Origin of the sequence: Azospirillum sp. A29 (genome assembly GCF_042604625.1) — a bacterium.
GTDB classification, from domain to species: domain Bacteria; phylum Pseudomonadota; class Alphaproteobacteria; order Azospirillales; family Azospirillaceae; genus Azospirillum; species Azospirillum palustre.
On record NZ_CP170465.1, the window covers coordinates 93,555 to 108,450 of the forward strand.

Genomic DNA, 14,896 nt, shown 5'->3' on the forward strand with positions numbered 1-14,896 from the left:
CCTCGTAGCCTTGGTGTCGTAGGGGGGCATCGACCGTACCGAAATTCCTTTGCAGAACTCAACCCAAAATGATAACGGCCATGCCGTCAGACAACGAAATTGCGGCAATACGTGGGATTGTGATGATCGTTCAGCCTTCGAAAATCGGGGCCTATGTGTCTTTGGGGCATTGCGAGCGCTTTCTGCACTTCACAGCAGCTGAACAGCCCGGACCGGGCAGCGGCAATCAGGTGGATGCCGAAGGGGAAACTCATGCCGAGCGCCGGGGCCGGGAAACCGAGACCATGCTCACAGATCTTCTCGAAGAGAGGCACTTCGACAAGAAGGACTGCTACGGACCCCATGAACTGATCGCAAGCGCCATGGAATCAGGGCGACCATGTTATACGACACAATGTCCTGCCCGCGGACGCTTCGTGGTCGGTTCGAAGACCGTTGAGGTTTCCGGCCTTATCGATGTGCTGACGGCTGAACCCGACGAAGATGCAGGCCACATCCGCCTCACGGTGTTCGAGTGCAAGAGCTCCGGCCGGGTATGGAGCGCGGCGTTGCTGCAGACTGCACTGTACGTCAAGCTTGTGCGGGATGAGCTTTCGGACAGGGCGCAGGTCCGGGCAAACATCGTGGTACGCGATGCGGACACCGATCAGGTAACGGACGAGAGCGTATTCGAAGCGAGCCTGTCAGAACTGGATCTGGAGGTCGGGCTTGCCGACGCCAAGTCGATCATCGGCCAGCAGATCGAACTGGTCGAGAAGGAGCGGCCAGCGCCGCATTTTGCCGAAAGATGCGAGTTCTGCCCCTACATCGAGCCATGCTTCAAGGAAGCGATCACCGGCTGGCTGGATTGGGCTGTCCTTGGTTTGCCGCCCGCCGAACGCGACGCCCTGGTGCAGGAGGGTGCACCCCACGCCGAAGCAGTAGTAGATAGCGCCAAGGTCAAGGCCGCCTTTCGCCGTGGCCTTCGCCGAAACAAGGCACAGCTCGAGCGGCTGTATCGCCTGCGCAGCGCTTATTACACTTCAGCTGCCGATGGTGAACGGCGGCGCGACGAAGTACTCCCCCGGGGAAGTGGCCGCCTTCCCTCGGCTGGAGAAGAGCCGTTGAGAAAGGTGTTCTTGCGGGTCGTGCCCGACGCCCAACGGCGGCGGATCGCCGCGCTGGGGGTTCGCGTGCTGGTCGAGCCGCGCGGCGAGCCGGCGCAAACTGTTCTGGACAGGTCCTGGGGCGGCTTCTGGGATGACGCGTCGGAGCGGCAGGCGCTGATCACGATAGCCCAATGTCTGGAAGAGGCGCTGACGCCGGATACGCAAACGGGCAATGTATGCTTTCATGCGTATTTCTGGTCCGAGGATGACTTCACCTTTCTCGTCGATCGGCTTCATGCGTGTGCGCAAGGTCAGTCCAACGATCCGCTCCTCATGCTGGCCGCCGGTCTGACTGAGCGGGATGCGTTGGAAGGCTATCTGGGCACCCGCCTTCCGCGAGTCACTTATTTGAGGACATACGTTCAGCAAAGAACGAACGTAGCGAGCATCGGCGTCTCGCTTCTCGAGGCTTCGTTCCTGAACTGGCCCGGCCGTGCCGATTCTGCTTGGCTGGCGGAATGGCCGGTTCTGGCGTGCTGCTTGGGAGTTGACGAAGCGGACCATTCGCTGGACGTGGACGCCGTGCGACAGCGACTGCGCCAGCACCCGCACTTCTTCGATCGCCTTGAACCGACGATGGTCGAGCGCATACAGGAGGAGGAGGCTTTCCGCAAGGCGTTCATCAAGATCTGGTTCGACGCGCTCGCAGCAGTTGAAGCCGCCCTGATGAAGTTCCACAGCACCAATACCATGCCCGCGGTTCCCGTGCACCGGACGAACCCCGTGCGGACCCCACTTACGGATGCCGCACGGCCCCTGGTCGAAGCGGCGCGACAGTACTTGGAAGGCTCGCAGGACAACGTGCGTCGCGCATGGTATGCGAAGCACTTCAACAGCATCGAGGAACTCATCAGTTCGGGAACGGCGATCGAACTGACCAACCCGGTATGGGCGAACTACAAAAGGGGCGACGAACGGCTTCGGCTGGAAGCCGACGTCGACGCGGAGGCCCTGGTTGCGCTTGGAGATGTCGGCGGAACGGACGAAATTCAGGCGGCGCAGCTCAAGGCGCTTGGCAAGAAGGCCACCCAAAAGCTCTCTGAGCTGAAACTGCGCACCGACCTCCGGGCTGTTCCGGTCACGCCCAACCAGGACATTTTGTCGTCCGAGGACATTGTCGACGAAGGCATCGAACTGACAGACCTGAAGATCGAAGAGCTGCGATTGGGCAGTTGGGCCGTGGCGAAGGCAATCCCGCGCCAGTCGCCACAGGCGAACGGCGTGCCAAGCCGGGAGCATGCTTGGCGGGGCGCTGAGCCGGGAACGCCCCTTTTTCGTACCGATGGACAGGAAGTGAAGCGACTCGTCGTCATCAAGGATTTCGAGCCGGTCGACCCGCGCGTCCGGGCTGCGCTGGCGAAGCTCGCGGACGCTGGCTTCGACACAACGTTGGGCGCGCTCGACTGGTGGAAATCCGACGCGCCGCCGAAGGACGTCGAGCTGACCGACGTGGAGCGGCACCGTCTTGAAACGACGTTCAAGGCTTACGCCCATCTACGTGAAGCGTGCAACAACGAGTTCCTTGCATTCCGGACTGCGCTGGAACGCACCCGAGATGCCGATGCCGTCGGCCAGAGCCTGGCGACACTTGAAGCGGCCATTACAATAGTCGTCGAAGGGTACGACCCGGACCGCTCCGGGGGGTCTGGAGAACCAACGTACGAACAGACCGCTGCGGCTGCCGCGCAGCGCGTTGTGATCGAAATGCTGCCCCGCCGCCTCGGCCTCGTGCAGGGGCCGCCGGGAACAGGGAAGACAGAATTCGCCGCCTTGGCCATACTCGTCTGGGCGTTAATCCAAGTTGAACGTACCCCGGACGATCTCCCCGCAGTTTTCGTGACCGGCGTTTCCCACCAGTCGGTTTCGAACGTTCTCCGCCGTTGTGCGATGGTCGCCCCGCTGCTGGCAGGCGCTTGGCGGATGACGTCACCGCTGACCGGTGATAGGGAAGCGACAGGGCGAGCCGCAGCGGCCATCCGCATCGACCGGTGGTCCATCAAGCCGGACCATAAGTTGCTCGACGCGCCCCTCGCCGGGCCGGAAGGCCGCCTTTCGATTGTCGATTCCCGTATCGCCGCTGTTCAGGGACATGTTCAGGCGGAAAGCTACGACGAGCAGCCGGATGCATGGTCGGAAATCCGAGCCAGGGCCGCCATACGCATCGTCGGGTGTGTCACGGCGCAACTGCCCAATCTGGCTGCAGACGCCCCCATCGTTGAGAAGCCCTTCCGCTACATGGTCTTCGACGAGGCGAGTCAGACGAAGCTTCAGGATGCCCTCCTCGCGCTTCCCCTGCTCGACCACAAGCGCGGGCAGGTGCTCGCGGTCGGTGATCACCGGCAATTGGGCCCTGTGGAGAAAGGCGTCGGCGACGCCGACCTTCGCTACCTTGTACGCCTTCACCGGCCATACGGCAGCTTCTATGATTTCGTGGGCAATCATGTCCGCCCAGAACCGCTGTCTTACACGTTTCGCCTTCAGGAAGACGCTTGGCGTCTGATCGCTTCCATTTACCAAGCCGATGGGGTGCGGCTCCATGGACGTTCTCGGGGCCATGCGCCGCATCCCACCAGTGCAACCGAACTGCTGAGCGGCACCGTGGACTGGGAGGGTGTGTGCCTGTTGACCTACGACGCGGTGCGCTGGTCGGGCGATTACAAAGTCAATCCGATCGAGATCGCCATTATCGACGCGCTGTTCCAGAATGGCTCCGATGCGATGCTTGATCAGACGGTCATTCTCGCACCATTCAGGGTGCAAGAGGATGCATTGGAAGCAAAGTTCGGGGAAGCGCGTGTCGGAACTGTGGATTCCATGCAGGGAGCCGAGCGGCCGACAGTCATCTATTCGGCAACGGGGGCGGCAGCAGCCTTGACGCGCTTCGAGGATTTCATGATCGATCTGCGGCGCTCCAATGTTGCGATGTCGCGGTCGAAGAAGCGCCTCATCGTCATCGCTTCCAAGGATCTCCTCAGCTACACGCCGTCGACTCCCGAAGCGTTCGAGGTGATGCGGATATGGAAGCATCTGCGTCGGTACGCGGACAGGCAGCTGGAGGGTTCGCCATTCCACGTAACCGTCAGTGATGAGGACGGAACAGCGCGCAGTATCGCGGTGGACGCACTGCAGGTCCGTCTTCCAAATGTGGGTGAAGAGATGAGTGTGGATTCGGACCCGTTGCTCCGCCAAGCCTAGCCGGTTGAACAAGAGCGACCAGCCCCGGCCGTCATCTGACGTCGGGGCTGGCTACGACGACGCGCTCCTCGATACGAACCTCCAGCTCGATGAGCCGCGTTGCTCTTGCACGGCTTGGCCTCGGCGCTCGGACCCGAGCGGGACGCCGTCCTCACGCCTGGGGACGTTGCTGCTGACCGCCAGCGATCCTGGCGTTCCGCGGCTGTCGCTGCTTCGCGACACCCGCAGCCTCGACGACCCGTTCGGCTCGTTCCTCGGAGCGCGACCGGAGGGATGGTTCGACGACGTCAACTGTGGCTGGACGCGGATCGAGGAGACCAAGGAGGCCACCCGCGCCGCGATCGCCGCGCAGCCGGAGGATGCCGACGGCCTAGGTGTGGGCGCTCGTCACCAGTCTTGACCGCGACCCCGCGTGCACCAACCTCGCCGATGCGCTGGCGTGCCTCGACCTCGTCGCGCTCTGCATCGAGGCGCCCGGCAGCGATAGGGAGGGGCTGCTGTTCCGCTACCCGATCGTTTCCCGATGCCGCACAAGGCTAATGCTGCCCGACGCCATATTCCGCGACCTAAGCAGCGCGTGATCAATTCAGCCGGGTACGATGCGGCGTTGCGGCAACGCGGCAGCCCGACCGTCTGGTTCACGGACGCGGCGATCGCGGCGTGGAAGGCGGCACCACGGACCACGCCGGGCGGGCAGCCGTGCTACTCGGATCTTGCGATCACGACGGCGCTGATGCTTCGTGCGGTGTTCCGGTTGGCCCTGCGCTAGAGCGAGGGGCTGCTCGGTCCGATCCTGCAGCTGCTCGGCCGGGATCTGCCGGTGCCCGACCACGCCACGCTCGGCCGGCGCGCACGGACCGTCACCTAGCCGGCGCCACAGGCCAGCGGCGGTGCAATCCGTCTGCTGGTGAACAGCACCGGATGGACGTTGTGCGGACCCGGCGAATGAGTGATCAAAAACACGGCACGAAGAAGCGGCGACCCTTGCGGAAACTGCACATTGGCATGGATGCGGTGACCGGCCGGATTGTCGCCGCGACCCTGACTGACAGGGGCGTCGATGACGCCGCGCAGGCCGGCCCTCTGCTGGATCAGGTGGCCGACCCGGTCACCGCGTTGCTGGGCGACGGAGCCTACGACCGGAACAGCATCTACGCCGACATGACGGCGCGCTACCCGAAAGCTGGAGTGATCGTGCCGCCGCGCGTCGACGCCGGGTTCAGCGACACCGCCGAAACCAGGCGGTTAAGCTGGCAACGCGACAGTGGATACAATTTGCGAGCATTGGTGGAGGCCTAGATCGGGCGCTTCAAGCGGGTTAGTGGGCGAACCGCTGCGCTTCCACAGTGATAAGGTGCAGGCCACGAAAATCTCGGTCGCCGTGGAGGTCCGGACGCCCGAAATCCGTCCGCGTCGCGTTCCGGCTGCGCGGCGATCGCGGCGCGGGTGGCCTTCTTGATCTTTTCGATCCGCGTCCTGCTCTACCTCGACATCGAGACGATGCCGGACCGCCAGATTCTCCCCCCGCACTGTCACTAGATCGTCGCGATCAGCTTCGTCGAGGCGGCGCTCTCGACAGGCAGATCCGCAGTTTGCCGGCACCATCCGGGCGCTCTGGCCCGGATGGCGAGGCGACGACGGGTGACCTCCTCGCCGCCGCCGCAGTCCGGCCGCGCCGGCCGGACGGAGGGCTCGGCCCGGGAGTGCCGCAAAATGTCGAAGTAATATGGCCTTCCCCGATAAGGCATGTCCCGCGGCGTCATATCGTCTTGTCGTTGTGCGGGCTCTTGTCTACTCACCCTCGTTTTGCGAGGATCGGGCGCTTTCCGGAGGTCGCGCCCCATGCTGAGGATCATCCACACCGCCGACATTCACCTCGACAGCCCGCTTGCCGGCTTGGCAGCGAAGGCCGGAGACAGGGCGAACGATCTCGTCGGCGCCACGCGCCGCGCCTTCACGGCGATGATTGACTATGCCATCCGCGAGGCTGTCGACCTGGTCCTGATCGCGGGCGACCTCTACGACGGCGATTGGAAGGACTTCTCAACCGGTCTCTTTTTCGCCGCCGAGATGGCCCGGCTCGAGCGGGCCGGCATCCGCGTCATGATCATCAAGGGCAACCACGATGCGGAGAACCTCATGACGCGATCCTTGACCTGCCCCAGGAACGTCAGGATCTTCGAACACCGCAAGCCCGAGACCTACATCCTTGAGGACTTAGGGGTCGCCGTGCACGGCCAAAGCTTCCCCAAGCGCGATGTCACCGACAACCTAGCGCACGCTTACCCGGAACCGGTTGCCGGACTGCTCAACATCGGTATGCTGCACACCGCGGCCGACGGAGGCTACGGCCACACGCCCTATGCGCCCTGTTCCGTCCAAGATCTCGCCGGCAAGGGCTACGATTACTGGGCCCTGGGCCACGTTCATAAGCGGACGGTCCTCAGCGAGGATCCTTGGATCGTCTTCCCCGGCAACCTCCAGGGCCGCCACGCGAACGAAGTGGGAAACAAGGGCTTCACCCTCATCACGGCGGACGCCCAATCGATCGCATCGGTGGAGCACGTGCCGATCGACGTCGTGCGCTGGGCCCAGGTCCGCGCCGATGTCAACGATTGCGCCGACCTCGAAACCGTCCTCGACCGTATCCGCGAGCAGCTGACGCGCGCGCTCGATGAGGCGGACGGGCGGACGCTCGCCGTCCGGCTGACCATCGAAGGGAAGACGGCGGCGCATCGTCGGATCGCCGGCAACATCGCGCAGATGCATGCGGAGTGCACCAGCCTGTTGGATCAGTGCGGCGGGGACATCTGGCTGGAGAAGGTCGTCATCGGCACGGCGGAACCAAATGCCCCGGCCGCCGCGTCGGCCGATGCTTTCGCGGAGCTCTTCCGCACGATCCAGGAGCTTGAGGCCGACCCGGCCCTGACGGCGGCGCTCGCCGCGGAGTTCCGGAGCGGCCTCGACAGGATGCCGCCCAAGGCCCGGGAGCTCGCCGGCCTCGCCGAATTTGACGACGACCAGCTGGCTGCCGTTCTCGAAGGCGCCGGGGCCACCCTGCGCCACTATCTGTTCGACGCGCGCTGAGGGGCCACGATGCAATTCCAGACTCTCAGCCTCGAAAAGTACGGCCGGTTCGCCGGCCTGTCTCTGGACTTCACCGGCAAAGACGTCCTTGTCCATATCGTGCACGGCCCGAACGAAGCGGGCAAGTCGACGGCGCTGTCCGCGATCTGCGACCTGCTGTTTGGCTTCGGCCACATCACGCCGTACAACTTCCGGCACGAGAGCCCCACCCTCCGGATCGGAGCCACGCTGGTGAACGCGGCGGGCCAGAGCCTCTCCTTCAAGCGCCGCAAGGGCAAGGGCAACACCCTCATCAAGCCGGACGAGTCTGGGGAATTCCCGGACAGCGCTCTGTCCCGGTTCCTCGGCGGCGTTGATCGCGACAAATACGAGCGGCTGTTCGGACTGAACCACGAGCGCCTCCGCCGCGGCGGCAAGGCCATGTTGGAAGCCGACGGCGACATCGGGCGCAGCTTGTTCGAAGCAGGAAGCGGAACCACCGGATTGGCCGATGTCGTCCAGGCGCTGGCCAAAGATGCCGATGGCCTCGGGTCGCCTGGCGGCAGGAAGGCCGGCGGGAAGCCCTATTGGTTCGCGCACGAGCGCTTCACGGATGCACTGGGCCGGATCCGATCGGACGCGATGAAGCCGGAAGCGTGGACCGCCGCGACCCGCAAGCTGCGGGAAACGGAGGAGCAGCGCCAGGCCATCGTCGACCAGCTCGCGCGCATCGCCTCCGAGCGCAACGCCGTCGAGCGGATCAGACGCGTCCTCCCGCTGCTCCGCCGCATTTCGGAACTCCGAGACGCTCTCCAGGTACTCGAGGGCGGCGCGGACCTGCCGGATGGCTTCGAGGACACCTGGCGCGACGCGGTCGAGGAGGAGCGCAGCGCGCGGGAGAGGTGCGAAGCCCGCCAGGACGACCTCAATGCCACGCGCGAAAGCCTGGAGGAGTTGGGCGACGCCGGCGTCTGGCCTCTGCACAAGGCCGCGATCGAGGGCCTGATCACCGCCCTTGGCGAATACCGCTCGCACGAGCGGTCGCTTCCCAACAGGCAGCGCGAACTCATGGAAGGACGCAAGCGGATGGCCGATCTCCTGCGCCGCCTGGGACTCGCGCACGAGAACCCCGACCAAGTTGTCCAGCTGATGCCAACGGCCGCCGCGACCTCAAAGGTCCGGACGCTCATCACCGAGCACACGCGGCTGGACACCGCGTCGCAGTCCACGCTTGCCGAGCTGAAGTCCGCCATCGAGCGGCGCGAGGCCGCGGAAGCCGATCTCTCAGCCGCCGCTACCCCGGCCGACCCATCGGTCGCGGTGGCGACGCTCGACGGCCGCCACGGTCTCGCGGATTCAGCGAGACGCGTCTCGGAAGCGAGGGCGGAAGTCGCCATCGCGCAGCAAGCGCTTTCCGACCAGATGGCGAGCCTCGGGCGCGGAGCCCTCAGCGCGAATGAGCTCGCGGCCCTTGCGCTCCCCTCCGACGGGGTCGTGCTCCGCTTCGAGCGGGAATTCGACGCGCTTGAAACGGAGCGCAGGGACGCCCTGTCCAGCCGCAAGGAGCACGAGGAAGAGGCCCGACGCCTCGCCGCGGAACTGGAAACTCTCAAGGCGGCCGGCGAGATCCCGACAGCCACCGCGATCGCAGCGGCCCGGACCCACCGCGACAGCGGTTGGCGCCTGATCCGTCGCCGCCATGTGGACAATGTCCCCATCGACGACTCGGAACTCGCGGGGTTCTCTTCCGATGGGGACATCGCCACGGCTTACGAAGCCGCCGTCCAGACCGCCGACCACCTCGTCGACAGCAAGGAGCGCGAAGCTGCCCGGGTCCAGCGGTACGCCAGCCTGACGGCGCAGCTGTCGAAGACCCGCTCCGATATTGAGGTGGACGACCGGGACCTCGACGAAATCGCAAGGCGCCATGAGGACACGCGCCGCCGCTGGGAGGAGCTCTGGGCGTCGACCCGCATCGAATTCGGGACCCCGACCGAGATGCGCGGCTGGCTGGCCCAGAAGGACGCGGTGCTCAGGCTCCGCCAGGCGCTGGTCAAAGCGGCGAGCGCCCTCGATACCCGCACGCAGGAGGAGAAGGACGCGCGCGATCTCCTGATCTCCTTGGCGGAGCAATTCGGGGTCGCCGACCCGAATGCCTCCACCACCGATCTCCTACTGGCTCGGGTGAAGGCCGCCTGCACCCGAGCCAAGGACGATTGGACGGTCCTCATCGCTCTTCGCAAGGCCGCGACCGACTGCGCCCGCGGCGAACAGGCCCGGCGGAAGGCGCATTGGGACGCCGAGGCGAAGATGGCCGAATGGCAGACGGCGTGGTCCGAGACCATGTCCCAGATCGGCTTGGCCGCGACAGCATCCGTGGCCGAAGCGGAGGGGGCCCTGGACGTCTGGCGGGACATTGAGGTCCTCGAGGCCGACCTGGCGCAGACGCGTAAGCGCCGCGACCAACTGCAGGACGCCGTCGGCAGCTACCGGGAAGCGGTCCGCAACCTGATCAAGGACCTCGGGGATGGGGCGGCCGACCTCGATCCCGAGGCCGACGTGACGACAATCGTCCCCATCCTCCAGGAGCGGCTCCGCGACGCTGGCAGCCTGACAGCCCGGCGTGCCGACGCCCAACGCCGCCTGGCGGATGCCGAAGCCGCCCATGCCAAAGCGCTGTTGGACCTTGAGGACGCTGCGGAGAACGTTGCCGGACTGCGTCTGAGGTATGGGTTGACCGCGGACGATGACGTGGTCGCGCTGTCCCGCCGTGCCGCGGACCGCCGTCAGAAGAGCAAGGAATTGGAGGCGGTCCTCGCAGACCTCTCCAGCCAGGGTGGCGGCCTGGGCGAAGAAGAGCTCCGAGAGGAAGCCGACGCCACCGACGCCGACGGCGCCGCGGCGAAGACCCTCAAGCTCGAGGCCGACTCGCGCCGGCTGCAGGAGGAGCTCGAAGCCGTCGCCCAGGCGCTGGCCCATGCCCGGAACGAGGTGAAGCGGCTCCTGGAGCAGCAGGGCATCGGCGACGCCGTGCAGACAATGAACGATGCCGCAGCCGAAATGGGGGCTCTGACTGAGCGGTGGATGCGGCTGCGCGCGGCGTCGGTGATCCTGACGGCAGCGATCGAGCGCTACCGCGCCGCGAACCAGGATCCGCTCGTGACCAGGGCCAGTGCGATCTTCGCGGCGATGGCCGGGACATCGGACAACCCAATCACGCGCCTGTCGGTGGACTACGCCGACGAGGCCCGCCCCTCCTTAGTCGCCTACCGTCGCGATGGCAGCCAGCTGCAGCTCTCTGGCATGAGTGACGGCACTCTGGATCAGCTGTACCTCGCCCTGAGGATCGCTGCGATCGAGCGGTACGTCGAGACGGCCGAGCCCCTCCCCTTCATCGCCGACGACCTCTTCATCACGAGCGACGAGGAACGGACGATCCCGGGCATCCGGGCGCTGGCCGAACTCGGCAAGAAGACCCAGGTGATCCTCTTCACCCACCACCAATATGTCGTGGATTCTGCGGTGAGCGCCCTGGCCCCTCATAACGTGAAGGTCCATTCCCTCGCGGGCGAGCGGGTGGCCCTGGAGCCGGCGTAGCCCGTTCCCAGTCGGGCGTCTCTCGTTCCGGCCGATCGCGCGCGAAGTCGCGCGATCGGCGCCGCGGGCTATCACCCCCACCAGGCCGGAATGCTTCCGAGCTCCACCTTCAGGGCCTTGACCCACTCCGGCGGAGCGTAGCCCTATGCGGCTGGGCGTACACACAAACAAGCCGTTCGCCGACGGCTACGACGACCTGAGCGCCCTCGCCGCCGCCGGACTCGACCTGTCGCGGGACACGCGGGCCGCCGCGGTCGAGCGGGTGCTCGAACGCGTCCAGGCGCTGGTTGAACTCGTCCAGGAGTGTCCGCCCCGCGGGGCTTCGCCGGCTGACCGATGCGGCCCCGCCGTTGAAGCCGTCGCCGGAGTGCCCGACAGCCGGCGACGGAAACCTGCCATGGCCGACCAGCCGCACATTGACGGGCGACGGGTGCCTTGGCACCGTCGCTCCGAGCACCACACGGCAGCAATGGCCGGCACCGCGGCCATCTCGATTACGGAGGTCCCCATGGGTTCGAGCCGGATCTACGTCGGGTATGGCGCGACAATCACGGTGAGACCGGCGTCAATCAGGATGAGAATGGAATGCCGCCGTCGTGACGGAGGACGGGCGTAGCCCGGCCGAAGACACGACGGCGGCATCGGCGTCCTTCCGCTTGGAAAGGACGCTGCTGGCGGGAGCGGTGAACGCGGTTAGGATCGAGGGTCTTCACGCCAATGAGGAACCCCGACCTTGCCGGGCCTACACATCGCCGAACGGCATGGGCGGGCGTTCCAGGAGTGGCAGTGCAGGACTCCATCCGTTCAGTCGGCCAACAGCCTGCGGGGATCCATGCTGTTCCAGGGCATGGCGGCCGCCATCCGCCTGCGCGAGCGCTGGCCCGCCATGCCGATCACCGAGACCCATCCCAAGGCCCTGCACTTCGCGCTCCGCAAGGCGACCTACCCGGAGGCAGAAACGTGGGAGCCCGAGCAGGACATCTGCCGATGGCTGTTGGACGCGCTCGGCCACCCGGAGGGTGCCCCCATCAACACCTCGGACCAATGGGACGCGCTGGCGTCGGCCTGGGCGGCGTACATGGGCCACTCAGGTGCATGGAGCGCCGATTTGATGCGTGCGGCGCGGCGCACAATCCTCCCGGCCGAGCCGGTCCATTACTGGTGGCCAGTCGACCTTCGAGACGGCAAAGGGAGGCGGCACTGGCGGTGCCTGCGTGAGCATGGACCACAGCGGCGATCCGCCCCACTCCACTTCCGGTGGTGGCGTCACCGCACTCTCGCCATACGGGCGCAACACCCTTATAGTCGCCTACTCGCGTGGCATCGGAGAAACGCAGCATGACCAAGTACATCGTCAGCAAGTCCGACGGCGAGGATCTTGATGCCGTGAACCGCGGCATCACGTGGCTGCTCACCCAAGACAGGGATATGCGCCTCATTTACGGCACCAAGGTCTCGGTGTTGACCGACATCCTGGCCAGCACCGCCGGCATGCTGCGGACAAAGGCTGGCGCCCTGTCCACGACGGCGCCAGCCGACGCCAAAGTGGCGCGCGGCGTCGCCGCGGTCCTCGACGACCTGTGCAAACATCATCGCACGGCTCTCGGCGACGCCGGCGAGATCCACCTGTGCTACGGCACCGGCACGGGAACCAAGAGCGGTGCCAATCCAGCACCAGAGCGCCCAGTGCTGGCGCTCTACGCCGGAGAGGAGCAGTTCGCCTGGGTGGAGACGCGCGTCGGAGAGGACACCCCGTTCTGCGTGATTCCCTGGAGGAACGCGTATGTCGCAAACTGGGTGTCGACACACACGCCGACCACGATTTGAGGAGCAGACACCGTGGAGCCCGACCTGCCGGCCATCACGGCCGAGTTCCACGCCGCCGTGCGCTGCGTCGCCACCTGTGCACACCGGGACACCTGCCTGCGCGACTGCGGCACCATGATCCCTGAGCGGCCGCCCAGCCCGGACTACATCGGCCCGCGCTACGCCGGCTTGGTGATCGTCGGCGCCAACCCAGGCAACGGGTCCAACGGCGCCCAGACGGCGAACGACACGCTCATGGAACGGTTGATGCGGCAGGTGGGTGAGGAACCGGACGCCGCGGCCTTCCACGCCCTAATGAAGTTCCTGCCCACGTCGATGCTCGAGTGGAAGCAGGTGGTCAGCGCCTCGCACCGCCAGACCCTCGGATTCGACATCGAGGAGATCGCGTACATCAACGTGGTGAAGTGCAAGACCACGTCCGCCAGCGCCGATCCGTTCGACACCGTTGGCGAAGCCGTAACGCAGCGCTGCTGGGAAACCTACACGGCCTACCAACTCCTACACCTTCGACCGAGCCACGTCATCGGCTTGTGGAAAGGCATCGACGCCGTCCTGGAGACCCTTGGCTACGACATCCAGGGCAAAACGTTCCGGTTGCCCAGGGGCGGTGACACGGAGGTGATCGACGTCGTGTACGGCTACCACAACGGCCAGCGCAGCCTGACGAAGGACCAGCGGCTGGCCGACGCCAAGCGCGTCGTCGACGACTTCCTGGCACAGCAGGCCAGGCACCGGACCGATGTGAAACGCCGCGATGCCTGACCCCACGGCAGCCAACCTCGAAGGGCTACGCATCTGGACCGAGGACCCTCCGCGCATCAGGACCGCCGCGCGTCCTGAACACGTTTTCCAGCCGTGGCTGCGCACCATGCACCGCATGGAGTGCGCGCGGGCGGGCGCCTGCCACTACGTCTATGTACTGTGCGCCCCGGACGGGGTACCAATCTACGCCGGCTACTCCGGCACCGACGACCGGCCGCTTGATCACCGCAACCGTGCGACATCGTGCAACGGGATGCTCCTGCGGGAGATTCGCCGCATCGAACGGCAGGGTGGCGAGATCCTGTACGAGATCGACTTCGTCAGCGCGTCCAAGATCGAGGCGAAGCGCCGGGAGCAGTTCCTGATCCGCTGCTACGGCCGCCGGGACCGGGATCCTGAAGGGATCTTGTGCAATCTGCGCGAGGGTGGCGACGGGCCGCCGGCCTTCTCGGCCGAGACGCTGGCGCGGCGCGGCGACACGCTGAGGGGGCCGTTCCACGCGATCTGGGCGCATTGGTTCCGCGAGTTGCCCGGCATGAGCATGGATTCCATCCCCATCGACCACACCAAGCGGCCGCGGCGATGCTTCGCCCGCGCTGCCACCGACATCCGCCGCAAGCCGATCCAGTCCACCCGCCGGCCGCGGCTGTTCGCCGCGCTGGCGCTGAGCGCCTGGGCGAACGGCATCGTCCTGAGCCCTCGCTGCCGCGTGCCGCGCCGGCTAGTCCTCGACGGCCGGGAGGTGTTCCTTGGCAAGGGGGTCTGCAACGACATCCTCGAGCAGCCGGGCGCGCGCCTGTGCGATGCCCGCCGTGCCGAGAATCAGGCATTCGAACTGTCCCCGGCCGTCATCGCCAGGATGATCAACATCCTGGGCGCGCCGCTGCTCCGCCGGATGGGCATCTGCCCCAGGGTGTGGCGGCTGCACCGGCACTGGCCACCCGCGGCAACAACCCTGTGACCGCGTGATCCGCAGGGCTTCCCTGCACCTTCAGGCGCGGCGCTTCCATTGCGATGTCCCAACCTGTCGTCGACGGATTTTCGCTGAGGGCTTCGATCCGGATGTTCTGAAACCATGGGCCCGCCGAACGGCGCGGCTCGACGATATCGTCTATCATCTCGGTCTCGCCCTCGGTGGACGCCCCGCGCCCCGCTTGACTGCCCACCGTCGGCGGTTTTGCAGACGTGGCGCTATCTCAGCCGCAGAAACGGATCAGGTCATGCCCGATTCCCGTTCGGTCGGGAACGCTGCAACAGCCCTCACAGCCAAGAGGTGCAGATTACCTCCAGCGTACATCATT

The 14,896-nt window shown here is 65.9% G+C and carries 9 protein-coding genes; all 9 read left to right on the forward strand.

Annotation, left to right across the window (positions count from 1 at the left end):
- The first annotated feature begins 80 nt into the window (after positions 1-80).
- Positions 81-4,343: an AAA domain-containing protein gene (locus ABNQ38_RS14735; protein ID WP_377807924.1), complete on the forward strand. Its 4,263-nt coding sequence runs from the start codon at positions 81-83 to the stop codon at positions 4,341-4,343.
- Positions 4,344-4,509: 166 nt separating this feature from the next.
- Positions 4,510-4,743 carry a hypothetical protein gene (locus ABNQ38_RS14740; RefSeq protein ID WP_377807925.1) on the forward strand — a complete coding sequence of 78 codons (234 nt, stop codon included), beginning with the start codon at positions 4,510-4,512 and terminating at the stop codon, positions 4,741-4,743.
- Between the two features lie 123 nt (positions 4,744-4,866).
- Positions 4,867-5,112, forward strand: coding sequence for a transposase (locus ABNQ38_RS14745; protein ID WP_377807927.1), 246 nt, complete (start codon positions 4,867-4,869; stop codon positions 5,110-5,112).
- A gap of 176 nt (positions 5,113-5,288) precedes the next feature.
- Positions 5,289-5,642, forward strand: a complete 354-nt coding sequence (locus ABNQ38_RS14750; RefSeq protein ID WP_377807928.1) for a transposase — start codon at positions 5,289-5,291, stop codon at positions 5,640-5,642.
- A 543-nt stretch (positions 5,643-6,185) separates the two neighbouring features.
- A complete protein-coding gene (locus ABNQ38_RS14755; protein WP_377807929.1) occupies positions 6,186-7,430 on the forward strand; it encodes an exonuclease SbcCD subunit D in 1,245 nt (414 codons plus the stop codon).
- Between the two features lie 9 nt (positions 7,431-7,439).
- Positions 7,440-11,006 (forward strand): AAA family ATPase, encoded by a 3,567-nt coding sequence (locus tag ABNQ38_RS14760; protein ID WP_377807930.1) that lies wholly within the window; start codon positions 7,440-7,442, stop codon positions 11,004-11,006.
- 1,338 nt (positions 11,007-12,344) lie between these two features.
- Positions 12,345-12,833 (forward strand): hypothetical protein, encoded by a 489-nt coding sequence (locus ABNQ38_RS14765; protein WP_377807931.1) that lies wholly within the window; start codon positions 12,345-12,347, stop codon positions 12,831-12,833.
- 12 nt (positions 12,834-12,845) lie between these two features.
- A complete protein-coding gene (locus ABNQ38_RS14770) occupies positions 12,846-13,595 on the forward strand; it encodes a hypothetical protein (RefSeq protein ID WP_377807932.1) in 750 nt (249 codons plus the stop codon).
- Entirely contained in the window at positions 13,588-14,556 is a 969-nt protein-coding gene (locus tag ABNQ38_RS14775) for a hypothetical protein (protein ID WP_377807934.1), read from the forward strand. Before ABNQ38_RS14770 ends, ABNQ38_RS14775 begins: the two co-directional genes overlap by 8 nt.
- Positions 14,557-14,896 lie beyond the last annotated feature (340 nt).

Excerpts from the sequence above, each read along its gene's own strand:
- ABNQ38_RS14735 (WP_377807924.1), top strand. The coding sequence starts at position 81 with ATGCCGTCAGACAACGAAATTGCGGCAATACGTGGGATTGTGATGATC.
- ABNQ38_RS14745 (WP_377807927.1), top strand. The coding sequence starts at position 4,867 with ATGCCGCACAAGGCTAATGCTGCCCGACGCCATATTCCGCGACCTAAG.
- ABNQ38_RS14750 (WP_377807928.1), top strand. The coding sequence starts at position 5,289 with ATGAGTGATCAAAAACACGGCACGAAGAAGCGGCGACCCTTGCGGAAA.
- ABNQ38_RS14755 (WP_377807929.1), top strand. The coding sequence starts at position 6,186 with ATGCTGAGGATCATCCACACCGCCGACATTCACCTCGACAGCCCGCTT.
- ABNQ38_RS14760 (WP_377807930.1), top strand. The coding sequence starts at position 7,440 with ATGCAATTCCAGACTCTCAGCCTCGAAAAGTACGGCCGGTTCGCCGGC.
- ABNQ38_RS14765 (WP_377807931.1), top strand. The coding sequence starts at position 12,345 with ATGACCAAGTACATCGTCAGCAAGTCCGACGGCGAGGATCTTGATGCC.
- ABNQ38_RS14775 (WP_377807934.1), top strand. The coding sequence starts at position 13,588 with ATGCCTGACCCCACGGCAGCCAACCTCGAAGGGCTACGCATCTGGACC.